General features: G+C 34.9%; 20 protein-coding genes. All 20 read left to right on the forward strand.

The window, feature by feature from the left end; translation table 11 throughout:
• The first annotated feature begins 16 nt into the window (after window positions 1-16).
• The 20 genes from DXB43_RS01780 to DXB43_RS01880 all read left to right on the forward strand — a co-directional run bounded on the left by DXB43_RS01780 (window position 17) and on the right by DXB43_RS01880 (window position 26813).
• Window positions 17-766 (forward strand): hypothetical protein, encoded by a 750-nt coding sequence (locus tag DXB43_RS01780; protein ID WP_117946376.1) that lies wholly within the window; start codon window positions 17-19, stop codon window positions 764-766.
• A gap of 38 nt (window positions 767-804) precedes the next feature.
• A complete protein-coding gene (locus tag DXB43_RS15610; RefSeq protein WP_117946378.1) occupies window positions 805-1686 on the forward strand; it encodes a rhamnan synthesis F family protein in 882 nt (293 codons plus the stop codon).
• A 13-nt stretch (window positions 1687-1699) separates the two neighbouring features.
• On the forward strand, window positions 1700-3061 hold the full coding sequence (locus tag DXB43_RS15615; protein WP_117946380.1) for a rhamnan synthesis F family protein: 1362 nt from the start codon (window positions 1700-1702) through the stop codon (window positions 3059-3061).
• A 442-nt stretch (window positions 3062-3503) separates the two neighbouring features.
• Complete coding sequence (locus DXB43_RS01800) at window positions 3504-4451, forward strand: glycosyltransferase family 2 protein (RefSeq protein WP_117946384.1); 948 nt, start codon at window positions 3504-3506, stop codon at window positions 4449-4451.
• A 2-nt stretch (window positions 4452-4453) separates the two neighbouring features.
• Window positions 4454-5578 carry a glycosyltransferase family 4 protein gene (locus DXB43_RS01805; RefSeq protein ID WP_117946386.1) on the forward strand — a complete coding sequence of 375 codons (1125 nt, stop codon included), beginning with the start codon at window positions 4454-4456 and terminating at the stop codon, window positions 5576-5578.
• Entirely contained in the window at window positions 5575-6450 is an 876-nt protein-coding gene (locus tag DXB43_RS01810; protein ID WP_199535034.1) for an ATP-grasp fold amidoligase family protein, read from the forward strand. Before DXB43_RS01805 ends, DXB43_RS01810 begins: the two co-directional genes overlap by 4 nt.
• Window positions 6440-7915: a DUF362 domain-containing protein gene (locus DXB43_RS01815; protein WP_117699301.1), complete on the forward strand. Its 1476-nt coding sequence runs from the start codon at window positions 6440-6442 to the stop codon at window positions 7913-7915. The genes DXB43_RS01810 and DXB43_RS01815 overlap by 11 nt, the downstream gene beginning before the upstream one ends.
• Before the next feature lie 100 nt (window positions 7916-8015).
• The gene (locus tag DXB43_RS01820) at window positions 8016-9380 is read left to right on the forward strand and encodes a phenylacetate--CoA ligase family protein (RefSeq protein ID WP_117699302.1); all 1365 of its coding nucleotides are present in this window, start codon (window positions 8016-8018) and stop codon (window positions 9378-9380) included.
• Window positions 9381-9527: 147 nt separating this feature from the next.
• Window positions 9528-10814 carry an oligosaccharide flippase family protein gene (locus DXB43_RS01825; protein WP_117946388.1) on the forward strand — a complete coding sequence of 429 codons (1287 nt, stop codon included), beginning with the start codon at window positions 9528-9530 and terminating at the stop codon, window positions 10812-10814.
• Between the two features lie 57 nt (window positions 10815-10871).
• Window positions 10872-13052, forward strand: coding sequence for an ArnT family glycosyltransferase (locus DXB43_RS01830; protein ID WP_117946390.1), 2181 nt, complete (start codon window positions 10872-10874; stop codon window positions 13050-13052).
• A 37-nt stretch (window positions 13053-13089) separates the two neighbouring features.
• Window positions 13090-14289: a glycosyltransferase gene (locus DXB43_RS01835; RefSeq protein WP_117946392.1), complete on the forward strand. Its 1200-nt coding sequence runs from the start codon at window positions 13090-13092 to the stop codon at window positions 14287-14289.
• A gap of 153 nt (window positions 14290-14442) precedes the next feature.
• A complete protein-coding gene (locus DXB43_RS01840) occupies window positions 14443-17088 on the forward strand; it encodes a YfhO family protein (RefSeq protein WP_243006624.1) in 2646 nt (881 codons plus the stop codon).
• A 17-nt stretch (window positions 17089-17105) separates the two neighbouring features.
• Window positions 17106-17618: an SGNH/GDSL hydrolase family protein gene (locus tag DXB43_RS01845; protein WP_158567179.1), complete on the forward strand. Its 513-nt coding sequence runs from the start codon at window positions 17106-17108 to the stop codon at window positions 17616-17618.
• Between the two features lie 339 nt (window positions 17619-17957).
• The gene (locus tag DXB43_RS01855) at window positions 17958-20189 is read left to right on the forward strand and encodes a DUF5722 domain-containing protein (RefSeq protein WP_117698674.1); all 2232 of its coding nucleotides are present in this window, start codon (window positions 17958-17960) and stop codon (window positions 20187-20189) included.
• A 105-nt stretch (window positions 20190-20294) separates the two neighbouring features.
• Window positions 20295-20447, forward strand: coding sequence for a hypothetical protein (locus DXB43_RS15680; RefSeq protein ID WP_330417848.1), 153 nt, complete (start codon window positions 20295-20297; stop codon window positions 20445-20447).
• A gap of 80 nt (window positions 20448-20527) precedes the next feature.
• Window positions 20528-20827, forward strand: a complete 300-nt coding sequence (locus tag DXB43_RS01860; protein ID WP_334294235.1) for a UDP-glucose/GDP-mannose dehydrogenase family protein — start codon at window positions 20528-20530, stop codon at window positions 20825-20827.
• A 119-nt stretch (window positions 20828-20946) separates the two neighbouring features.
• Window positions 20947-21954 (forward strand): NAD-dependent epimerase, encoded by a 1008-nt coding sequence (locus DXB43_RS01865; RefSeq protein WP_117946400.1) that lies wholly within the window; start codon window positions 20947-20949, stop codon window positions 21952-21954.
• 16 nt (window positions 21955-21970) lie between these two features.
• Window positions 21971-25051: an N-acetylmuramoyl-L-alanine amidase gene (locus DXB43_RS01870; protein WP_158567180.1), complete on the forward strand. Its 3081-nt coding sequence runs from the start codon at window positions 21971-21973 to the stop codon at window positions 25049-25051.
• A gap of 19 nt (window positions 25052-25070) precedes the next feature.
• Window positions 25071-26108: a CAP domain-containing protein gene (locus tag DXB43_RS01875; RefSeq protein ID WP_117946404.1), complete on the forward strand. Its 1038-nt coding sequence runs from the start codon at window positions 25071-25073 to the stop codon at window positions 26106-26108.
• A 30-nt stretch (window positions 26109-26138) separates the two neighbouring features.
• Complete coding sequence (locus DXB43_RS01880) at window positions 26139-26813, forward strand: hypothetical protein (RefSeq protein ID WP_117946406.1); 675 nt, start codon at window positions 26139-26141, stop codon at window positions 26811-26813.
• The last annotated feature ends 40 nt before the right edge of the window (window positions 26814-26853 follow it).

Raw genomic sequence — 26853 nt, forward strand, 5'->3', positions numbered from 1 at the left:
GGAGAGAATTTGAATCATGGAATATATATATATGCTTACTGAAATAGATGATAGTGGAATACCAATTTATAGGGATGAGTTTTTGGAAAAAAGCAAACAGAATTGTACAATATTAACTACAAGTGAATATGCAACATTTCTTGAATATGAAAATAAGAATGTTGTGGTTGTTCCGGATGAAATAATGCAGGATTATGATAAAAATTTAGATGCAAAAGGAAAGCGTTTTGTTATGATGGAAGTTTATAGAAATGAGAAATTTGAAAATTGGCTTTCTTTTGTGTTTAAAGAGAATAATGAACGTGTAGAGGGGATTGTAATCAAGTATGCATATGCAAGCGTTATACATGTGGCAACAGAAAATAGAAAGTCTGTTTTGGTTGAACAAAATAGAAAAGAAACGTCAATGAATTCTGAGGAGGAGTATCAAAAACTTGTTAGTGAATTAAAACGTCAGATAGAAATATTACAGACCGAATTGAAACAAAAAGAGGTAACGACATTAAGTTTGAGCGAAAATTTAAATTCATCTAGTCATTATATAGAAAATCTGCAGAAACATGCAACGAATCTTGATAATGAATTGAAAAAATACAAAAGTTTTTATAATGAACATAATGAAACGATTCAATTTGCTGAAGAGAGAGTGAATCATGCGGAAGCAGAGATACAACGTTATATGGAATTATATAAAAATGTGTTGTCAGAACTTGATGAAAGAAAAATAGAACTTCTTGAATTGAAGAGTAAAATAAAAAAACATTAGTATTAAGAAATAATCAGATACAAAAGTGGAGATGAAGAATGAAGAGACTGGGTATATACTTTTTCTTTGACAAAGATGGCATAGTGGATAAGTATGTTGACTATGTATTGGAGGATTTGACAAAACATGTTGATAAATTAATTGTAGTATGCAATGGACAGTTAAATGAGCGAGGGCGAAAAACATTTGAAAAGTTTACAGGTAATATTATTGTCCGTGAAAATAAGGGATTTGATGTATGGGCATATAAGACAGCTATAGACAGTGAAGGCTGGAATAAGCTTATAGAGTATGATGAAATTATTTTAATGAATTATACTATTATGGGACCGGTGTATCCATTAAAGGAGATGTTTGACATAATGGATAAGCGCTTGGAACTGGATTTTTGGGGGATTACAAAGTGTTTTCAAGAAAATTCTCCAGTGGCACAACAAATCTGGCAGTGCCCTTATGGATATATTCCAGAACATATTCAGTCTAGCTTTATGGCTTTTAGAAGAAGTATTGTTTCATCCACTATTTTTCAGAAATATTGGGATGAAATGCCTATGATAAAAAGTTATTATGAATCGGGAGGGAGTCATGAACAGTATATAACAAAATACTTTAGCGATAATGGTTATAGATGGGATTGTTATACTAATTATGATGATATGGATGAAGAGATATATACATGTTGTCCTTTGATTGTAGCACCATTGGAGGTTATAAAAAATAGAAAGTCACCTTTCTTTAAAAGAAGAACATTTTTTTCTATGAAGACTGATTATAGTCAAACCCTACCAGTTGCAAAAGAGTTTCTAGATTTTTTGGAAAAAGAAACTTCATATGATACAGCTTTAATATATTCTAATTTAATTAGAACATGTCATCAAAAAGATTTAGTGGAGAGTTTCCAATTGTTTCATGTGATATAGAAAGGGGACAATCATGGCAATACTTGGGAAAAAGGTTGCATTATTTATTAATATAGAAAATTTAATATATAAAGAAATAATATGGAAAATATGCAACGAGTTTGAAGATGATTTGGAAGTATTTCAATGCAATGAAAAGTCAAATTCCTTGTTGCATTTAGGAATGAATGTGAAGGCAAATTACGATGACTTTGATTATATTGTTATAATAAATCCATTGAAAAAAAGTACTACAGAATTAAAAAGCGTATTGTTACAGCGCCAGTTGTATTATTTACAGAATATTCTTGGTAGTAGGGAACAACTTGAAAAGTCATTAAAATTGTTGGAAAACTCCAGAATAGAGGGGATGCTTGTTCCATATGTGGATTATATAAAAGCTCATAATATGGGGCATTATGATAATTGGCAGGACTATTATTCCGATATAAAGGAAATAGCGGATAAAAATGACATTCGAATAGTTTTATCCAGGGACAAATCGCCTGTAATATCAGAAGATGGCTTTGCAATTATAAAAACAGAGGCAATTCGTGGAATAGAAACAGTAAGGTGTGGGGACCTCGATGCACAGGGAATATTTTATCTGATGTCTATATATATGCAAAATAAAGGTTTTTTGCCAGCATATATAATGAAAGAGGATTTGCTAATTAATAATCAGTATGGATATGAAGCATTTAATGAAAACAAATTACAGTGTTTTCCACCAATTATGCAGCTTGAGAGTGAAATCTATTATGACTTCGGAGATGGCTTTGAAGTATCGAAGGTTAAAAAGATAAAATATATTTTAAAAATTGGAAAGAAAGAGGAGCTTTCTTTTAAAATTAAAGTTCCTCAAAATATAAAATATATTCGCTTTGATCCATGTGAGAAATTTATGTGTGTGTGTTCTGGAATATCTGTTAATGACACACATATTGAAGTTAATAATTTGAATGGAATTCATTTTGGAAATGAAGATTTATTCTTAACAAAAGATCCACAGTATATATTAAGCGGTGACTTTTCTGATATAAAAGAATTAGAAATAAGGGTAGAAAATCTATCTATTTTTTGGTCTGAAAATGGACTGAAAGAAGATATGGATCGTATATTTGAAGAGAAAGAAGAACTGGTTAAAGCCGTGCAGCATTTAACAAATGCATATGGAAAACTAGAGATGAGTGCTCAAAAACGGGAAAAAGATTTAATATATGAAAGGAAACAACTGGAAGAAGAAAAGATAGAATTAGAGCTTAGAATAGCAAATGAACTTGAAAAAAATGAAAAACTAGAATTAGAACTTACACAGATAAAAAATAGTCGTAGTTGGAGAATAATAACTAAATTAAGAAAAATGAAAAATAGAATAATAAGGAAGAAAGCATGAAGAAACATACGGAGACATGGTATTACTTGGTTTGATGCGTAATGTGTTTCATAAAATGGGGATTCTTCAAGATGTATATCAGCCGTATGACATATGTACAGGGATGGATGCTCTAGTAAATTATTTGAAGTTAAACGCAGAATCATTTGCAGGTGCATTATGGTTTATGTTCCCATTCTTTTGGACAACCTTGTTATATGGTGTAATATATTTGGCAATATAGAAGCTAAGGTTAAGTGAGCCAGGCGAATGTATTTTTAGCTTTGTATGTTGTACGTTATGTTCTGTCGTAGGTTTCTTTTATGTAGGGAAAGAGTTTTTCTTAAACAGCTTTTTTGACATCGCATTAGTAGGTGTATCAGGACCTATTTTGGTTAGAATGATATTGAAATATATGAGCAAATGAGAAGATATTTTATAAAATAGCAGGAGGCAAATGAGAATGCAAGGTATATCGGTAGTAGTACCAGTATTTAATGAAGAAGGAAACGTAAGAGAGTTACACAAGGAAATACTTGAAGCATGTAAAAAAGAAAATTATAACTTTGAAATCATCTTTGTAGATGATGGCTCAAAGGATAAGACACCGGAGATTTGTAAAGAATTAAAGCCTTTAAAATATATTCGTATGCGTAAAAACTTTGGGCAGACAGCGGCAATGGATGCAGGAATCAAAGCAGCTCAGTATGACTATATTGTGACAATGGATGGTGATAGACAGAATGACCCAGCCGACATTCCAAAGCTTGTAAACTATTTGGAAGAGAATGACCTTGATATTGTATCCGGATGGAGAAAGAACCGAAAAGATACAGTAATGAAAAAATTTACATCCAGAGTTGCAAATTTCTTAAGAGGAATTATTGTCAAAGATAATATTCATGATAGTGGATGTTCATTAAAAATCTATAAGAAGGAATGCTTTGATCATATAAATTTATATGGGGAAATGCATCGTTTTATTCCAGCGCTTTTAAGAATTAAAGGCTTTGAAGTTGGAGAAGTTGTGGTAAATCACAGACCTCGGACAGCCGGTGTGACAAAATATAATTGGAAGAGAACTATCAAGGGGTTTGTAGATATGATTTCATTATGGTTCTGGAGTAAGTATGCTGTAAGGCCATTACATATATTGGGAGCAGGCGGTATGGTATCTATATTCCTTGGAGTAGTATGCGCAATATGGTCAATCGTATTATTTGCACTTGGTTATAAGATGTCTAATAATATTATGCCACCATTATTAACAGTATTCTTTATTATAGTTGGATTACTAATGTTTATTTTTGGATTGATGAGCGACATGATGAGTAAGACATACTATGGTTCTGGAATTGATAAATCATATAGTATAAAAGAAACAATAGAAAATAAGGAAACGGAAGAATAAAAATGAAAATACTTGCTATATCCCATGAGTTTCCACCTATTGGAGGCGGAGGCGCCAACGCGTGCTATTTTTTGACCAAGGGATTTGTGGAAAAAGGTCATGAGGTAACACTTGTAACTGCAAATTATCAGGGAATGACTGAGAGTGAAATTGTAAATGGTGTGCGTGTTATTCGAGTGAATTCGAAGAGGGCACATAAGGAACATTGCAGCTTCAAAGAAATGTTGAGTTATCTGCTGAAGGCATACCCTGTTGCGAATAAATTGCAAAAAAGAGAAAATTTTGATGTGTGCCTGGTATTCTTTGGGATACCAAGTGGACCAATAGGGTATATGCTAAAAAAGAAGTATAAACTTCCATACGTGATACGATTTGGTGGAGGGGATGTTCCGGGATTTCAGGAACGTTTCACGAAAGTGTATAAGATAATTGCCCCAGCAATAAAACTTATCTGGAAAAATGCAGACGCATTAATTGCAAATAGCCAGGGACTAAAGGATATGGCACTTGATTTTTATAATAAGAAACCATTTGATGTTATACCGAATGGTGTTGATACAGAAGTTTTTTATCCGAGCGTAAAAGAGGAAAGTGATGAATTTAAAATTCTTTTTGTTTCAAGGTTGATTGAACGAAAAGGGTTACAATTTATTATTCCACAGTTAAAAAAAATACAGGATAGTACGAAGAAAAGTGTAAAACTAATTGTAGTTGGAGATGGTCCATATCGAGAAACATTGGAACGAATTGCGGAGGAAAACCATGTTTCAGATATGGTAGAATTCGTAGGACAAAAGGGAAAAGAAGAGATTGTGCCTTTTTATCAAAATGCAGATTTATTTATATTGCCATCATCAAAAGAAGGAATGCCAAATGTTGTGCTGGAGGCTATGGCATGTGGATTGCCAATTATTATGACTCCGTGTGAGGGGAGCGCTGAACTGATTTGTGAAAATGGATATAAGGCAGAAAGAAAAGAATTTGCTGATTATATCATCAAATTAATTGGAGATAATGAGATGAGAAAAGAAATGTCCATAAACAGTAATAAAAGGGTTAAAAATTTTTTTAGTTGGAAACATATTGTAAACGAGTATTTGGAAACTTTAGATGGGTTATTAAAATGAAGAATATTGTGTATAAAATGTTAGTTTATATAGAACAGTCGTATATCGTTCGTTGTATTCCTGATAGAATATTTATTTGGCTGAGCTATTTTTTACGGACAAGAAAAATATTACATTGGAACAATCCTACTTTATATAATGAAAAAATACAGTGGTTGAAAATTTATGATAGAAATCCAGATTATTCTAAGCTGGTAGACAAACAGGCTGCTAAAGAGTGGGTAAGCGAAAAATTAGGAGAAGAGTATGTGTTTCCTACACTTGGTATATGGGATAAGTTTGATGATGTAAATTTTGATGAGTTGCCAGAACAATTTGTTTTAAAATGCACTCATGATTCTGGTGGAGTGCTCGTCTGCAAAGATAAAGCAATGCTAAATTATGAAAAAGAAAAAAAATTCTTCGAATGGCATATGAAGCGCAATTACTACTGGCACGGAAGACAGTGGCATTATAATGGGGTAAAACCCAGAATTATTGCTGAAAAATATATGGTAGACGAGTCTCAGAAAGAATTAAAAGATTATAAGGTCTTTTGTTTTCATGGAGAACCCAAAGTAATACAGGTAGACTTTGGAAGATATGAGAAGCATGAGAGAAATTTATACACACCAGAATGGGAGTATATTCCAGCTCAGATAAAATATCCAACAAATCCATCACACCAAATAGAAAAGCCTGTTATTTTAGATGAACTGTTAAGGTGCGCTAGAATATTGTCAGATGGAATGAGACATGTCAGGGTGGATTTTTATATTATTGGAAATAAACTTTATTTTGGAGAAATGACATTTTATCACGGAGATGGATGTGAAAAGTTTACACCACAAGAATTTGAAAAGATAATGGGAGATTGGATTAATGTTAAATAGTAATTATGTTGGAATTGCATATAGTACTGAAAAAAAATATACAGATAGAAAGAAAAAAAATTGGTTTCGTCCAGATACACAATATCCTGAAATGATGTTTGATGCTTGCTCAGAACACAATCAAGTGTATGAAGCAGTTAGGGAGGCTCTACATATATATCAGATGGATAATGACAATTATGGAACCGATAGATGGAATCCGTTAGGCGAATTAATTAAACCAGGAGATAATGTTATTATTAAGCCTAATTTAGTTATGGATTATAATCAGTCAAATGAAGGAACAGAGTGTCTTTTTACACAGCCAGAAGTTGTTGCACCAATTATTGATTATATTTTAATTGCTTTAAAGGGAAAAGGCGGAATCATAATTGGGGATGCACCTATGCAGGAATGCAACTTAGAAAAACTGCTTGAAGAAAGCGGATATAATGAAATGATGGAGTGGTATAGAAACGTTGGCGTAGAAATAAAGATTGTAGATTTTCGTGGCTTGACAACACAGATTGATAGTAAAAAAAGAATAGGCGTTCGCAAACAGACAATTAGCGACAATCAGGATGGAACAGTTATTGATTTAGCAGACATGAGCCAGTTTGCCAAATATGATAAAGAACATTTAGAAAAGATGCGAATCACAAACTATTCTCCAGACCGTTTGAAAGAACATCATTGTCCTGGCAGACATGAATATTTTGTGTCCAATTATATTTTGAATGCGGATGTTGTGATTAATATGCCAAAGCCGAAGACTCATAGAAAAGCTGGCTATACGGCGGCGATGAAGAATATGGTAGGGATGAATGTTAGAAAAGAGTATTTACCACATCATACGATTGGAAGTGTGGCAGAAGGAGGAGATGAATATAAAAAGAAGAGTCTATTACGAAATATAGATGATAAGTTATATGACATAAAGAATACATTAGAAGGAAAAGAACGTTATAAAGCAGCTAAAGTTGTCTGGTATATTGCGGGTGGTTTAAAGGTTCTCGGAAACAAGGTACATCATGACGAGGCAGAGGGAAATTGGTATGGAAACAAAACTATAAGCAAAACAATAGTTGATTTGAATAAAATACTCTTTTATGCAGACAAAAATGGACATATACATGATGAGATTCAAAGAAAAACATTGAATATTGGAGATATGATTATTAGTGGCGAGAAGGAAGGCCCTGTAGCACCTAGTCCAAAGCAGATTGGAGCAATTATAATTGCATTGAATGCCTATATTTTTGATATGGGTGTGGGCATTATGATGGGGGCAGATGCAACAAATTTTCCATTTGCAGAGGATTGCAAAAATGCAAATGAAAGTCTTCCATTGTGTAATTATCAAGATGATGAGTTGATATATGTTTCAAATGATGAAAAACTGAACAACAAGGATATAAAAAGTGTATCAAATGAGTTGAAATGGAAATTTGTTCCGACTAAAGGCTGGACGGAAATGTTTATTTGAGATAAAAATAGGGCATATGGCAGAGAATTTTATGCTGTCTTGTGGTTGGAAAGATAATTTTTAAAACATAATACTTATCAAGGAAAGCGAGATTAATTAAATGTTGCATAAGGTATTAAGTTGGTTTGTTTTACATTTTACAGGAAATAGAGGAGCGAAAGGACTTAGATATTCGGGTCAATTAAAAACATATAATTACTTAAAAAAAATGCAATGGAATGTAATGGAGGAGAATATCAATATACAGAAAAGAAAATTATATGATATTGTGATATTTTCCATAGAACATGTTCCGTATTATAGAGAACTAGGATTCAAAAAAGAAGATTTTTCGAAGGCGACAATATTTGACGATATAAAGAAATTTCCTATACTGACAAAAGATATAATTCGACGCGAAGGAAAAAAAATGTATCCTGATATACCAATAAGGGATTGGACATTCGAAAATGTTTCAGGAGGAACAACAGGAGAGCCGGTTAAATTTAGGCATAGTGGGAAATTTTTTGAAACCGATCAAGGAGCAAAATTGTTGTTTGATGAATGGTCTGGACGAAAAATAGGTGATTATCAAATTCGCTTATGGGGAAGTGAAAGAGATATTGTATCAGGGAAAAAAGACTGGATGAACAAAATTTACCGTTGGATGAGAAATGAAGTCTTTTTAAATACTTTTGTAATGTCTGAAGATGTAATAAAAAAATACATAAATGTGATAAATGAGACAAAGCCCAAAATGATTTTAGCGTATGTACAGTCCATTATGGAAATTGTGAAATATGCAAACTTAAACCATATTGAAATGTATTCACCTCGAGGAATTATGACATCTGCTGGAACATTGGACGAACAGATGCTAGAGGAAATTCAAAAAGTATTTAAGTGTCCTGTCTTCAATCGTTATGGCTCAAGGGAAATGGGAGACATGGCATGTAGTTGTAATAAGAATGAAGGTCTGCATATAAATACGTTTGTTTCTTATATAGAGGTACTGGATGGTAATTATGAATCATGTAATTTAGATGAGGAAGGACAACTGATAGTATCATTGTTGAGTGATTATTCAATGCCTATAATTCGTTATGCAATAGGAGACAGAGGAGCATTAAGCTCAAAGACTTGTACGTGTGGTAGGGGATTGCCTATGCTGAAATGTGTTACTGGAAGAATAATTGACTTTTTTAAAACTATGGATGGGCGTATAGTATATGGAGATTATTTTACACACCTTTTTTATCCCTGCACTAATGTAAAACAATTTCAAGTTATTCAGGATGCAATAGATCACATTTTGGTAAAATTGGTTTTTTTCGATAAAGATGTTGATAATAAAGGTTTTTATTTTGAAAAAGAAAATGAAATAAAAAAAGCCATGGGAGAAGGAACAAAAGTAGACTTCAAGATTGTTGATGACATTCCAGTATCGAAATCGGGAAAACGAATTTATACCATTTGTCAAATATGATGGATAAAGGGCTGTAAATAGAAAGCTAGGGCTAACTTGAAAGAATTAAACTGATGATTTATGTCCTTAAACTGATTACGTAATTTTCAAATATATTATACAGTTTAAACAACAAACCATAAATATATTGTAGTAGTGGAGGAATATATGAAAAAACAAATCAATATATTGAATGACACCATATTGAGTTTAGGATCAAAAGCGGTAGGAATGATTCTCTTTATGGCAACGGATATAATGATTGCGAGGTTTCTTTCGACTGAATCTTATGATGAATGGAGTTTCTTTTATGCGATTATTACTATGTGTTATTGGTTAGTCTGGTTTGGAATAAATGAGTCAGTCAGAGTTTTTGTCGCCAAAGAAAGAAAAAATATCAAAAGACAGAATAGCAATATTCGTATAGGAATGAAATTACGTTTACTAATCAGTGGATTATTTTTATTATTATTTACTATTGCAAGCATAGTATTTATCTTTGTAGGGTCTAGTAAAAATTTAAGATATCCGCATTTAAAAGAACTGTTTGTATGCGGAAGCCTTTTGTGCTTTGCTAATTCTTTGTTAGAGTATTTTAAGGCTGTTTTTATAGGTCTTGTTAAATTCAAGAATATTTTCATATTGACATTGGCGGAATTTGGTGGTTATTTTATCTTCGGTGTAGGATGTCTGGTTATATCAAAAAATATCATTGGATTAGGAATCGGATATATAATTGCTATTTGGAATGCTGCTTTAATAGGAAGCATTTTGTTAAAAAAATATTTAAGAGAATCGAAATGCCAATACGCGGATAGTGAATATGAGAAAACTATAAGGTGGAGTATTTTTAAATATGCTATGCCAATTTTTGTTGTTAGTATTGGCTCACTTCTTTTGACAGAAATGGACTCATTGATGTTGGGAGTGATGAGTGAAACCGGAGAAATAGGGGCATATTCTATTGCAAAAAGCTTAATGGGAAAACTCACACATGTTAATCTGGCAATATGTACAAGTACAATGACTGTCTTTGCTGTTTTAACCAAAGAAAATGTAAATAGGATGAGGAAAACATTTCATAAAATTATGCTTGGAAATGTTGCGGTTATGTTGCTAATTTGCGTAGCAGTACTCTTATTTGGCCCTTATGTGATTAGAATATTATATGGGGTAGAATATAGCAAATCTGGAATTGTGATAATTTATCTGATACCTTACTATTGTGGTTATGCTATTACAATATTTATGTCTGCTTTATTGGATTACCAAGAAAAAGCAAAGCAAAGAGTACCAATTTATTTTGCTATGATATTGTTGAATTTTATATTAAACATGTTATTTATTCCTCGTTATGGGGCTATTGGAGCTGCAATCGCAACCGATTTTAGTCTGTTGCCATATTTGGTGGGGCTGATTTTTTTAAGCCAGAAGGTATTTAAGGAAAAAGAATAGATATTTAGATAAAATTACTTGGAACAGATAATTAGATACATAGGAGATAAGTGCTTAATGGGTCAAAAAATGACATCAGTGTTTTCATTTATATCAACCAATCATATACTGGAATTGATAGGATTTATTACATTAATTTTATTAATTTTTGATTTATATTGGAAAAGAAGTAAAACAGAAAATGTATTTGAAAAGAATGAACAATCGGCTGGTTTGCTGTTTTTGTTGCAAGGCTTTCTATTATTGTGTTCATATATGATTCTTTTCTTAAGATTTAGAAATTTGGTCTACAGAAATGTTTTGAGCATTATTATTTCTGTAGGAGTAACAATTATAGTATTGGCATTAACTGTAATTGCTGTTCATGCATCAAAACAAGGTGACACTGTACGACTTAATACATCAAATTATATTCATTTAGTGAATGTGGCAATACTTATAGTTTCTGCCTGGTTGATTTATTCATATAAAATAGCTGTAAACCCAGAATTTTACAATGATGAACATTATATGATAAAAACGGCATATGGTTTAATTAATGAGCATCAGTTTGCTTTGTGGGATTTTGTACATAACACAACAATGGAAAAATATCATGGGGCTATGTTATATAATTTATGCTTAGCAATTGTGTATAAAATAACAGGATTATCAGTGGTTAGTGGTAGAATGTTATCAGTGATTTTTGCAATACTCGTTATTATATCATTGTATTACATAGGGCTGAATTTATTGAAATCTACGGAAACGGCATTTTTGGCTTCTGTAATCATGCTGTTATTTCCAGGATTTGTTGAACAGGCGAGATTGATAAGGATGCATACGTTGTCACCATTAGCCGGAATTTGGTTGTTTTATTTTGGATTAAAGGTTATTGATTGCAAAAATAATTTTAAGAAGGAAAATAGATTTACACTTTTTATAAAAAAGTACTTTGACTATAATTTGAAATATGTAGCTTTGTTTTTTGGGCTATTGGTAATTAATACATATTATTTAGTATTTCAAAATCCTTGGTTTTTTTGTATTGGACTTTTTTTATATTTGATTTTTTTGATGATAATTAAGGGAGAAAAGAAGCATTTTATATTATTTAGTGTAGGGGGAATATTAATATTCCTTGTTGTAATTGGCTGGAATTTTGAAAACATAACATGGGGGTACTATAAAGAAGTTATTGAAGCATTGAAATTACATTTGACTTTTCATTTTAATTATCCAGAAATGAGTTACATAACAAGTTTTATCAGTCATCCATTTGGAATAATTATGGGAAGCGTTTTGATGGTATCATTTATATATATATTATGTAGAAAATGGCATGAAAACAAACAATTAATTGCAATTGTATTTTGCTATTTATCATGTACATTTATATTTGTATTCTGTACAAGCCATATGTTCAGAATAAGATATCTCCTTTTTGTAGAACCATTATTAGCTTGTATTTTAGCTGTTTCGTTTAAGCAATTATTTGAAATAATGGAACGATTTGGCAAAAAAGTCTTAAGAGCCTTCTTGGTGATGGGGTTGGCTTTAAGTTTATTGACGATTGCAGTGTCAGAATATAATCCGGATTTAAGTAGAACAAAATTACAAGAAGCATATTCAAAAATAGATAGTACTATTGATACAAGTAAACCATTTGCTTTTTGCTCTTTTCACTATCATAGCGAATACCTGACTGATTATTCAGAGAGTAATTATATAAAAATGCTGGATTCAGATTACTTACAGGATAGTGGCATGAAAGACTTTATTAGGATGGGAAAGGAGTATAATGATGGAGTTATAGTATTTGAAGCTGATAAAGCGCATATGGTAACACCAGTTTATGCGGACTTTCGAGATACATGGCTGGAACAGATTAGCGGTCAGAATATTGATGATACTAATGTTAATATTTATCGATATCGTTTTGAAGAAGAGGATAAATCTGCAGAAGTAAATCTAAATGACACAGAGAACTATAAGGCGGAAGTAATAGATGCCAATACTGTTTTTCTTGGAATAAGAATTAGAGAAGACTTTAATGCTGATTTACTATTAATACAGTTCTTGAATTCAAATGGTGAAAAGAAAATGTGGCAATTAGATATTCCGGATGATGTAAGACCTGGTGAGGTAGTTTGTTATAAGTTAAAACTTGCTGAACCGTATTTTGATGGGGCTGTTTTACAACCTAATATGGGGATATATAATACGAATGAAGACACATTAACAGAGATATATTACTGATAATAGTGAGGGTTAAAAATTAGGAAGGAAAAATTAGATGAGGAAAATAGCATTTATAGTTTCATCACTAGATACTGGAGGAGCACAAAGGGCGGTTTCTAATATAGTGACAAATTGGCCGGATAATTGGGAAATAGATATTATTTTAAATAATGCAACAATAATTAAATATCCATATAAGGGGAATATTATTGATTTAAAAATAAAAGAACCAAAGAATCGAAAAAGTGTATTATATCAATTAAAGGTTTTTTTTAAAAGATTTCGTAGAATAAAAAGTCTGAAACGGAAAAGAAAATATGATGCATGTATAAGTTTTTTAGATAGTGCAAATATTGTAAATATTTTAACTAAAACGGCGAAAACCAAAACAATAGTGTCTGTAAGGTGTGAGCTGTCACAGGATAACTCATTTTCATATAGATATATATTAACTCCAATGGTAAAACATTTATACAATAAAGCGGATAAGGTGGTTTCGTTATCAAAGGGAGTGGAAAAAGATTTAGTTAGCAATTTTGGCTTGGAACCACAGAAAAATTGTACTATATATAACTGTTACAACTTGCAAAAAATGAAAATGTTGGCAAATAGTGAAGATAATGTGTTAAATGATTTGGGAGAGAATGAGGTATGTTTTATATCAATGGGGAGATTCACATACCAAAAAGGAGGCTGGCACCTAATAAGAGCATTTGCCAAATTAGTCCACGATGGTTATAAATGTAAGCTAGTTCTTCTGGGAACGGGGGAGTTAAAGGAATATTATGAGAAATTGGTTGAAGAATATAATATAGAAAAATCCGTTGATATAGTTGGATTTGCGGATAATCCATTTATATATCTGAAAAAGGCAACATGTTTCGTATTTCCATCTTTATTTGAAGGTTTTGGGAATGCATTGATTGAAGCATTAGCATGTGATTTGCCGGTTATTTCTTCTGATTTTAAGTCGGGCGCAAGGGAAATTCTTGCACCAGGAACAAATATAGATTCTCATGTTATGGATGAAATTGAATATGCGAAATATGGAATTTTGGTTCCAGTATGCGAGGGAAAATATTTTGGAGCAGAAGAAAAGTTAACAAAAAATGAAATGATAATGTACAGGGCTATGACGGAAATCATTAATAATAAGGAAATGAGGGATATGTACAAAAAAAATGCGCATCTATGTGTAGAACAATATGAACCACAGAATATAATTAAACAGTGGATTGACTTAATTGAAGAATAGATTATAGAAAACAGATCAAATGATAGGCTAGATTGCGATAGTGTATTTTTGTGATTAGTTTTATATAAAGTGGCAGAAATGATTTATTTGAGGTGGGATATGAAGGGTAGCATTTTAAAAGAAAAATACAGTTGGATTTGGTTGGTTGTCTTGATGACAATTCTTAATCTGCTTTTTTATTGGAAATTTATTATTGGAAAAGAGTTTTTTTTAGTATCAAAAGATATGGCTATCCAACAATATTCAAGCCTGGTGAACTGGCTAAATCATATAGGAGACGGCATAAAGGGGTGGTCTTTTTCAGAGGGTATGGGAAATAGTTATGATTTTAGTGGACAGACTTTTTCTTTAAATATATTTCTCCTCCTTTTTGGAAAAGAAAATCTTAAATACACATTTATCTGGTATCATCTGATTAAAATGTATTTGGCTGCAGTGTTGTTCTATTGTGCGTTGACAAAGCTTGGAATAAAGCAAAAAGTGGCAGTATATGGTGCATTATGTTATGTTTATTCTGCTACATTTATTGTAAGAAGTTTTTGGGCAAGCTATGCATTGGAATTTGTCCTTTTTGCATTGTTGCTTTATGCATTGGAATGTTATTTTCAGGATAACAACTGGCTCCTGTTGGTGGTTGCAATTGTTTTATTGGGGACACAATTGCAATTATATCATTTAGTGGTGTATTCAGTTGCAATGTTATGCTATACGTTAATTCGTAATTATCTTGTGACAAATTATCGTGGGAAAAAGTTTTGGAAGTATATTGGAAACTGTGCATTGATTATGATCGTTTCTGTTATTATATTGGCATATCGTCTTATTCCGGAAATTATGTCAACATTTTCGTCTGGTCGTGTAGCAAATGTTAGTACACAGGTTGGAAGTTCTGCAAAGTGGATAAATTTGTTGGCATTTGCTGAACCGGATCGTCTTATAGCATCATTCAATAGCTGTTTTGCAATTTCATTGGAAGGGGCAATTGGAAATACTGCCTTTTGCCCGAATGCGTTGGATGGACCATTGTTTTATGTGGGACTATTGGTATTATTGTTGCTGCCACAATGTGTAAAATTCCTGAATAAAAAGGGAAAAAAGGTATGGCTCGGATTATTTGCATTTATTGTAGCATATTGTGTGATTCCGGCAGTTTCTTATTTATGTAATCTAGGTGCAGATGAGGACTATTTTAAGTTAAGCACAATGTGGATGCTTGCCTTCCTGATTTTTTCGACAGTCTATGTATTGGATAAGGTAGTACGCGGGGTACAATGTATAGACGGAAAATTACTTTGTATAACATATGCGGTGATTATGGTGGCTTTTATGGGGGTGAATCTGGGAATTGATGATTTTAAAAGCCGGCTCAATATGATTATGTTTGGAAAAGTAATTATTTATTTAAGTCTTTGGCTGCTGTTTCTATTGATGTTTAACAAAATAAAAAATAAAGTCATAGTGAATTACATATTTATGATAATTGTATGCACTGAAATATATTTCTTTATTCATCCGACAATGACAGCTGCAGAAGATTTGGCAGATGGATTAAAATATGTTGTAGATACCGGAGAAAATCAGAGGATGATTGATGGAATAAAGGAAAATGAACAGGAAGATTTTTACAGAATATATTTTCGGGACCAGCGTATGGCAGATTATAATACAGAATCTGTTTTGTATAATTTTAATAGCATGGGATATGGAGAACAAAGTGTAAAAAGCGGGTATGTTGATTTTCTGGAGGCTATAGAGGCAGAACCAACTTACAGACCTGTCTGGAAAAGAAGTAATGGCTTTTTGTCCAGATATATGATAGATTCCTTGGCGAGTGTGAAGTATGCAGTATTAGATAAGACAGAAACTCCACCAAGAGGATTTGAAAAGATTGGTGAGAATGAAAACTATAATATTTATCGTAATAATTATAGTATGCCGTTGGGTGTGGTAATAGACCAGACGATATCCATTGAAGATTTTGAAAAGTTATCTATCCGTCAAAAAGACGTTGCACTACTGAATTGTATTGTTTCAGATGACATACAGGAGAGTAATTTGACTCAGTATCAGAATGAGCTGAATGTCGAGTCAGAGGAAATTACCCTGGAGGAGATGTATTTAGAAGGTATAACGTTAGCCGTGAAAAATGATATGTATGAAATACAATGTGAATCAGAGGATTTTAATCGTATTTGCCTTCAGACAAAGGATATGCAGTGGACGGAGGATAATGAATATATTGTATCTTTCAAGATTTATTCTCCTACAGAAAATTCAATTTTTATACAGTGGAACGAGGGAGATGTCTGGAAACAGAAAATTATTTCAGTTACAGAAGGAATGAATAATGTTAACTTTACCATAGATTATAAAAATACAGATACTTTATGCATGTATTTTCAGAAAGGAACTTATCAGATTGGAAATCTGCATTATGAAAGCAGTAGTGAAGATGCAATTGATGAGGTATATCAATCGGGCATAAGTGAAAAATCGTTTTTGCAGATGGACACATATGAAAATAATTTGATTACAGGAACAATAGAAACAGAAAAAGATTCATTCTTATTGTTTATGATACCTTTTGATAAGAACTGGGAATTGTATGTAGATGGAAAAGAGGCACAATTACAACAGGTAGATTATGGATTTATGGGAAGCAGAATTGCAGCAGGAAACCATGTTATAAAACTTGACTATGTACCGGATAGTAATGCAATTCCGGTATACATTTCCATCGTGGGTATTATTCTTTTGGCAGGACATATACTATTGCTTAAGAAAAAAAGCCGGGGATGAATTTTGAGCCGGCTGTTATGAGAAAATTAGAACGATGGAGTAAAGAGGAAAATGAAGAAGAAACGGAAGATGGAATAAGAGTTTCTTTTTTTGGTGATAGCATAACAACATATAAAGATTATAGAGGTACACAGGGTTATTATTATGATGAGTCCATGTTGCCCGTTGAAAGTACCTGGTGGATGCGTCTCCTGGGTGAAGAACAGTGGATATTGGGTGTCAATGAATCCATTGGAGGCACAAGGGTAACGTGGGATGGAGTAACAGAAGATGAAAAGCAGTTTATTGGAAATGAATGGTATCTTGGCTTAGAGGAGAGAATTGTTAATTTGGGAAGCAATGGAATCCCAGACAAAATTTTTGTATTTGCCGGAATGAATGATATTTTATCCCAGGGTGAAGTTGTATGTATGATTCCATATCATACAATCTACTCGGCTGCATTGCCGGTACTTTTGGAAGATACGGAAAAGGAGGCGGCTATTATTTCTATGATGAGAATGGCAGAATGGTGCGTAACAGCCGGATAGAATATGAAGGAAGTATGTACTATTTCAAAAGTGATGGCACACCGATGAAGGACAGGCTTACTTATCATCCAGATGGAGAACATATTATTTATCTGGATGCAAATGGAGCCATGGAGTAACAGGGCCTTTTCCGCTTCGCCAATGGAAGGGATTTAGGGTATGCAAATGCTGATGGAACCCTGATGCATTCCGGGTTTTCATACGACCCATATGGAAGAATAGTTTTTTTTCATTGGAATGGAATGATAGCAAGGGGATTGATTTCGGATGGTAATATTTATTATAATATGGATGGAGCGGATGGACATTATTTAGGACAATTCGGATAAGGAGATAATTATGAGAAGAGCAGGGATACGAAGAACAGGACAAAAGTTGGTAGCTTTTTTACTGGTTGTATTGCTGGTATTTCCTATGATGGTACCGGCACAGGCGAAAGCAGCAACAACCTTGATGGGAAAAAGAGCATCAGCGTCTGACGTGGTGGAAGCAACGGCGGAAAATAAAAAAGGTATTCAGGGTGTAGAATTTTGGACAGACAGCTCTGATACAGAAATGAAGAATTCTGTCCACCATGTTTATGTGAATCTGGAATTAAATAATATTATTAACACGGATGGAACGGGAACACCATATGTTTATAATGGAAAAACCTATTATTTTAATTATGAAAATTATATAAAGGTTTTTGAATGGAGAATCAGGGAACTCCGGGCGGCTGGTAAGATTATTACAGCAGAAATATTATTAGGTTGGTCGGATAATCCGGAAATACAGAAACTGATTTATCCGGCAGGAAGAGAAAATGGACATTTCTATTATGCATTGAATGTACAGGATGCGGATGCTGTAGCAACACTGGATGCAACTTTCCATTATTTGGCAGATGTATTTGGACAGTCAGATTGTTTCATACAGAACTGGATTCTTGGAAATGAGATAACAGCACCTCAGCATTATAATTACTGTGGTTCGTATGATATCAATACAAATGTTGATATTGCTGTAAAGTCTTTTGATTTATTTTATGATGCAGTGAAAGATAACAGTCCATATGCAAGAGTGTATGTATGCCCGACACATAACTGGTATGATAATCTGGCTGGAACAGGAATTCCAACCAAAACGTTTATTGACCGTTTCGCAGCAAAAGAGCAGAGCCGTAATTGGAACATAGCATATCATGCTTATCCACGCAAAATGGATAAGACGATGTGGAGCAAAGATGCAGCGGCAGATTTATCCCATGATATTACTTCTAATTTTGTATGTGCGGCAAATTTGGAAGTGCTGACGGATTATATTAAGAATACATATGGTTCCAAGCATCGGATTATTTTGTCAGAGCAGGGGTTTGATGCTAAGACCCTGGGGGAAGAAGCACAGGCGGCAAGTCTTGCTTACCTTTATTATGCAGCAGCTAGAAATGATATGGTAGATGCCATGATTTATGTACAATTTAAAGATAATCTTGGTGCTACAGGAGCAGGTCTTTATCAGGGACTTGTGAATGCTGATGGGACAGGCCGTCAGGCATATAATGTATTTAAGTATATGGATGGCCCATATGCTTCAACTGTTGTAGAACAGTATTTGAAATATATAAAACCAAATGATACAGGAACACCAATCAGCAGTTGGACAGATGATATTATATGGAAAGCGGCACCAACATTAGCAACTATTACTTCAGCTCAGCTTTATATTCCAGATAATCAGTCTGGCCCATGTGTGCAGATGGCAATGAGTGCAACGACATCTGCATCTGCGGATTTGGAGTATCGCTGGCTGGTATACGATCAGAGTACTGCAGTCTGGAGAGTGGTCAGTGGCTGGCAGCTGAATCAGAATATATTGAACTGGTATCCGGAAAATGCTGGAAATTATCTGGTACAGGGGGAAGTGCGGGTTGCAGGAAATACGAATTCCGTAAAAACTGCAACTACTGGTTACCAGTATGGAAATGCCATTAATCCACCTGAATCTGCACCGGCTGTTTCAGGACTGTCCTCTGTTGGAATCTATCTCTGGCAGTATGAAAATGGGCTGATTGAAGGTGGGGCGGTAGTAAATGATGGCACAGATAAATCACAGCTTTCTTACCGCTGGCTGGTATATGATGTGAAAAATAATCAGTGGATTCAGGCAGGTGATTGGTCTGCAGACTATGGAATCCATTATAGTCCGTCATCAAGTGGAGATTATCTTGTCTATTGTGAGGTAAAAGATGCACAGGGAACTGTGGTAAATACCACAGTAGGAGTTAATTACCGCCATGCAATAGAAGCAATCTGCCAGATGCCTGACCCGGCAGGAAATGGATATTTAATTGGTATCCAGAGCTTTAATAACCTAGGTTATTATTATGAAATGCAGATATTAGACTGCAATCTGTATGTGCAGGGAAAGGACGCCTGGATTTATACTACCGGTAAGTGTGGAACCCAGGGAAATACCTTGTGGACGACCTGGCAGCCGGTACCGGGATACTATTGGACACTGTTTAATTTATATGATGCATCAGGTAATCTGGTTGACCAACAGTGTTATGGGTTTACAAATGCACAGTAGAAGAGTACTATAAATTTATAATTATGAAACATATGAAGAAAGAAAAGTGAAAATAGCAGTAGCTGGAACAGGATATGTGGGATTAGTGGCAGGCAGATTGCAGAAATGATTAAATATGCCAGCAATGATTTTATGGCATTAAAAATTTCTTATATGAATGATATTGCAAATCTTTGTGAACTGGTAGGTGCAGACATACAGGATGTTGCAAAAGGAATGTCTTATGATTCAAGATCAAAAAAGCAAAAAAGAGACTGATTACATTTAAAGGGCTTAAAGTTGCGGTATTAGGACTTACTTTTAAAGCGGGAACCGACGATTTAAGAGAAGCCCCATCATTGGAAAATATCCCACTCCTAATTGAACATGGCGCAGATATTTATGCATATGATCCCGTGGGAGAAGATAATTTTAAGAAACGTTTTCCTGATAATATTACATATACAGCTACGCCACAAGAAGCACTCGAGGGAGCTAATGTATGCTTTGTATTCACCGAATGGGGAGAGATTAAATCAGTAACACCAGCAGAATACAGGAAATTAATGATGACACCACTTGTATATGATGGAAGAAATCTATATGATACAGATGAAATGAAAAGGTGCGGCGTAGAGTATTATTCAATTGGAAGATAATGGAGCAGGCGGTAACTTTTGTTACTGCCTGTTTTTGCATCTGCTCTTGTTAGATGGAAAATTTTGCGTTAAAATGAAAAAGATTGGAAATACAAGCATAAATTAATGGAGGAAGTGTAATGAGCAGAGGAACAGAAGAATTAAAAGGAAAAATAATTCTTGTTACTGGTGGAGCTGGCTTTATCGGTTATCATCTGAGTAAACAATTATTAGAATATGATTGTACAGTTATTGGATATGATAATCTGAATGATTATTATGAAGTCCAGTTAAAGTATGACAGATTAAAGGATTTGGAAGGAAGAGAAGGATATACATTTATTAAGGGTGATCTTGCAGATAAAGAAACATTGGGAAAATTATTTCAGGAGTATTCTTTTGATATCGTAGTAAATCTCGGAGCACAGGCTGGTGTAAGATATAGCATCGATAATCCGGATGCATATATGTCATCCAATATGGTTGGCTTTTATAATATATTAGAGTGTTGCAGACATTATCCGGTAGAACATTTAGTATATGCATCTTCCAGTTCGGTTTATGGAGCAAACAAAAAAGTGCCGTTTTCCGTGGAAGATAAAGTGGATTATCCGGTAAGCCTTTATGCAGCAACCAAGAAGTCAAATGAATTGATGGCACATTGTTACAGCAAGTTATATGGAATACCGGCAACCGGGCTTCGTTTCTTTACGGTATATGGACCGTTTGGAAGACCAGATATGGCATATTTTAAATTTGCAAAGAAGATTATGGCAGGTGAAACCATCCAGATTTACAATAATGGCGATATGATGCGTGATTTCACATACATAGATGATATAGTAAAAGGAATTACCAATATTCTGCCAAATCCACCAGCAGAGATAGAGACCGGAGCCAGATATAAAGTTTATAATATTGGTAACAATAAGCCGGAAAAATTAATGGATTATATTGAAACACTGGAGAAACATTTAGGCAGGGAAGCGAAGAAAGAATTCCTGCCGATGCAGCCGGGAGATGTTTACCAGACCTATGCAGATGTAAGTGATCTGATGCATGATTTTGATTTTAAACCAAGTACTTCGATTGATGAAGGACTGGGAAAATTTGTAACATGGTTTAAGGAATATTATAGATACGAGTAAGGAAGAGATGTACAAAATGAAGAGAATTTTAAAAAGAGCAATAGCATGTTTACTGGCAGTCCTGATGCTGGCCGGGGAAGCACCGATGCAGAAAGTCCTGGCAGCAGAAGTAGAAAGCCAGACAGAACAGCAGGAAAATGTAACGAAAGAAACAGAACAACAGACTGCGGTACAACAGGCTGAGACGGAGCAGGAACAGCAGGATAAAACCGATGTTCAGTTAGATACTGAGCAGCCGGAAGATGCAAATGATGTTCAGTTAGATACTGAGCAGCCGGAAGATGCAAATGATGTTCAGGTGGGCACTGGACAGCCAGAAGAAACAACTGGTATTCAGGTAGAAGTACCACTGCTTAATTATGTATATGTAGATAAAAACAGGGTAGAAATAGGCGACACGCAGAATATTGTACTGAGTGTGGGTGACGATACAACAGTAATAGAGTCTGCTAAGTTGTATGTTCAGAATAAGGATGGTGAACAGTATACTTTAGAAGCATCTGAAATAGATGGAAATGCAATACTGTTTGCAGAAAATTATCAGGATGAAAACCAGACAGGTGTGTATACACTTTATAGCTATGAAATTACAGTAGATGGTATCGTTTATACACAGGTGCTTTCAGAAACAGGAGTGGATGTATCTTATGGAGTAAACTGTGATGTGGAATCCACGCCGGATGCACAACTGGTAGATGAGGACACAGTAGAATCTGACATGGATGTAGTATCTTTTGACGAGGATGGTAATCAGACATCCGAAGATTCTATTGCATCAGCAATTGAAAATCAGCAGCAGGAGCAGTCTGAGGATGGAATTACCCGCTCTACTTATGGCAGCAATGGAAATATCGTTGTAGTACTGGATCCGGGACATGGTGGTTCGGATCCGGGGGCATCAGGGAATGGACTAAGGGAAAAAGACCTTACACTTAAAATTGCTCAATATGCGAAACAGGAATTGGAAAAATATGCAGGAGTAACAGTATATCTGACGCGTACATCAGATAGTTACGTGGGATTAAAAGATAGAGCAACTTATGCTAAGAGTGTAAATGCAGATATATTTGTCAGTTTACATATTAATTCGAATACAAGTGCGAGTCCGAATGGGGCTGAAATATATTATCCTAATAGAAATTATAACGCATCTATTGGTGAAACGGGGAAACAACTTGCTTCTCAGGTTATAAAACAATTAACAGCATTAGGAATAAAAAATAGAGGAATAAAAGAGGAAGATCAATGTAAAGATCCAGATGAAGAATATATGTATCCAGATGGTTCCCATGGAGATTATCATTCGGTTATTCGTAATTGTAAAAAAGAAGGAATTCCTGCAATACTTGTTGAACATGCTTTTATATCAAATGCATCAGATGCAAGCAATTATTTATCATCAGATGAAAAACTGAAAAAATTAGGTGTAGTAGATGCACAAGGCATTGCAGAATATTACAATTTAAAACAGGGCTTTCAGATTAACAAAATCAATTTTCAAGATAAAAACAACTCTGTAGAAATATCAGCACAGTGCTCAGATACAAAAGGAGTACAGTATCGGTATTTATATTATGATTTTGCAACACAGTGCTGGGGTGTTATTTCTGAGTGGACAACAGAATCTAAAGTGGAATGGCAGCCAAAAGCTGGTAATTACTGGGTACAGGTAGCAGCAATTGACAGCAATGGAAATGGTACGACGAAGACAGTTTCCTATGCAGCAACACATAATTATACCGGCTATTATCTTGATCTGAATGGAATGTGTTATATCATGAGAGATAATGGTATTGATGTAGGTGTGGCGTATGACAGCAATGCATCAGATGTGAAATTCAGATGGCAGGCATATAACCTGGATAAACAGCAATGGAGCATGGTGGCAGACTGGACGGGAAGCAACTGGGTAACATGGAAACCGGAACAGGGCAACTTCTGGCTCTATGTAGAGGCAATGACACCGGATGGTGCGACACAGAATACGATTATGTGTTTTGCATCACAGAAAGATTATTCCCATCATTCATTAAACCTCAATGGAATGTGCTACAATATTTATGATGACCGGATTGATGTCGGAATTGCTTATGATAGTGATGATTCCAATGTGACATTTAAATGGGAAGCATATAACCTGGATAAGCAGGAGTGGAATCTGGTAGCAGACTGGACGGGAAGCAACTGGGTATCCTGGTATCCGGACAAAGGCAATTACTGGATGCATGTGACAGCACGGACATCAGATGGTGTGACGAAAGAATATACAATCTGTTTTAATGCAGCAAGAAATTATAATCATAAATACATATCCATTAATGGAATTTGTAGCGTGAATGATAAAGCAGCTATTAATCTTGGAGTATCCTATAATACAAATGACACATCTCCGGCTTTTCGTTGGCAGATATATGATTTGAGTACAAGCACATGGTCTACACTGACAGACTGGACTGGAAGTAACTGGGTATCCTGGTATCCGGGTTCTGGTAATTACTGGGTATATGTGGAAGCAAGAACCAGTGACGGAACAGTAGAAAACTATTGCATTGCTTATCAGGTGACGGCAAGATATGAGATCATGGGAACGACCAGTACCAATATTTCCCAGATGGTTGCATATTATAATGCCAATAATGCTTATCCGGAATTCTATGCATCTTCCGATGCACCGACAATAGAAGCATTTTGCCAGATATATCTGGAAGAATGCCAGGCAGAAGGACTGAAAGCAGAAGTGGCATTCTGCCAGGCGATGCTGGAAACCGGATTTTTACGATATGGCGGGGATGTACAGATTAACCAGTATAACTTTGCCGGATTAGGAGCAACTGGTAATGGAGCACCGGGAAATTCCTTTGGCAGTGTAAGGGAAGGAATCCGGGCACAGGTACAGCACTTGAAGGCCTATGCATCAACTGCTGGTCTGAACCAGCCATGTGTGGATTCACGGTTCCAATATGTAAAGAGAGGAACTGCACCATATGTAGAGTGGCTTGGAATCCAGGAGAACCCATATGGAAAAGGATGGGCGACTGCTAAAAATTATGGCTATAATATTGTTAATCTTTATATGGCAAAACTGTTTAAATATTAAATGAAGGAAAAAGAGTGAAATGAAAAAAGCGTTACAGAAGATGATCACTTTTTGTGCAGTGGTACTGGGGATATGCTGCATGAACAAAATGGATGCAAAGGCATTTACAACAGGAAATTTGGAATATATGAATGGAAACTATTATTTATATTCCGGCAATCAGAAAATAATCAATGACTTTGTATTTGATGGCTCGTATACCTATTATGCCCAGGCAGATGGAACACCAATGATGAATCGTCTGACCTATCATCCAGATGGGGAACACGTTATTTATTTTGATGAAGATGGGCATGAAGTATTTAATAATTTTCAGTATTGCCCAAGTGTCGGATATACCTGCTATTTTGATTCCCAGGGCTATCTGTATAAAGACCAGATAACATACCTGGACGGACAGCCATATTATTTAAATGCAAATGGGGCGTTAGAGCAGAATGGCTGGTTCCGGTATGCGAATGGAAGAGATTATGGATATGCGGAATCTGACGGATGTTTAATAAATAATAAATTTGCAAAAGATAATCAGGGACGTGTTGTCTTTTACCACTGGAATGGAATGGTTGCAAGAGGTCTGATATCCGATGGATTATGGTATTATAGCATGGATAGCGGGGATGGACATTACCTGGGACGTTTTAAAGCGGCAGGCGTTGCACCGTCAGATACCTATCAGCTTCAGGTACTCGACCTTGTCAATGAAGAACGGTTAAGCAGAAACATTGCACCATTAAAGTTAAACGAACAGGTGCAGCAGGCAGCACAGGTACGTGCAGGTGAGATCAGCACAGTGTTCGATCATATACGTCCGGATGGAAGATCCTGCTTTACGGCACTGGATGAGTATGTAACAGATGGATATGGTACTGCCGGAGAGAATATTGCAGCAGGACAGAGCAGCCCACAGGAAGTGGTGAATGACTGGATGAATTCACCAGGACACAGAGCCAATATTCTGAAAGAAAGTTATACGGCACTGGGAGTAGGATATTATTATGGTTCCGGTCCATACTACTGTTATTGGGTACAGATGTTTATTGGAGACAGATACTGGTAAAATTTATGGGGTAAAAGGAGAAGAAAATTTATGAAAAAGCAATTTATGGAGAAACATTTTTGGAAGACTGCGGCGTGTCTGGGACTCATGGCAGTAACGTTGGCAGGCAGTAATAAGATAACGGCGGAGGCACATACCGCACACATAACGGGAGAACTTAAGACGGAGAACGGAGTGCAGTATCTGTATTCAGAAGGACAAAAAGTAATCAATGATTTTGTCTTTGATGGAACTTATACTTATTATGCGCAGGCAGATGGAACACCGATGAAAGACCGTCTGTCTTATCATCCGGATGGAGAACATATTATTTACTTTGACGAGAATGGTCATGAAGTTTTTAACAAATTCCAGTATTGTGAAGCTGTAGGATATACCTGTTACTTTGATTCCCAGGGCTATATCTATAAAGATCAGATTACATTTGTAGATAGTGTGCCATATTATCTGAATGCGAACGGTAAGATGGAAGATTCCGGCTGGTTCTACTTCGCGAACGGTAAGGACTGCGGATTTGCAGATACAGATGGAACCTTGCGGAATAATGGATTTTCTTATGATCCATGGGGAAGAGTTGTCTTCTACAACTGGAATGGAATCGTAGCCCGTGGCATAATTTCCGATGGAGTATATCTTTATAACATGGATTACTATGATGGACATTTCCTGGATGGATTCTCAATAGAAGATGTGCTGCCAAATTAGTCCTGGAAAGAAATGGTTGAAAAGGGAAAAAAGAACTGGT

The organism is Roseburia sp. OM04-10BH, from assembly GCF_003462605.1.
Classification (GTDB): domain Bacteria; phylum Bacillota; class Clostridia; order Lachnospirales; family Lachnospiraceae; genus Roseburia_C; species Roseburia_C amylophila.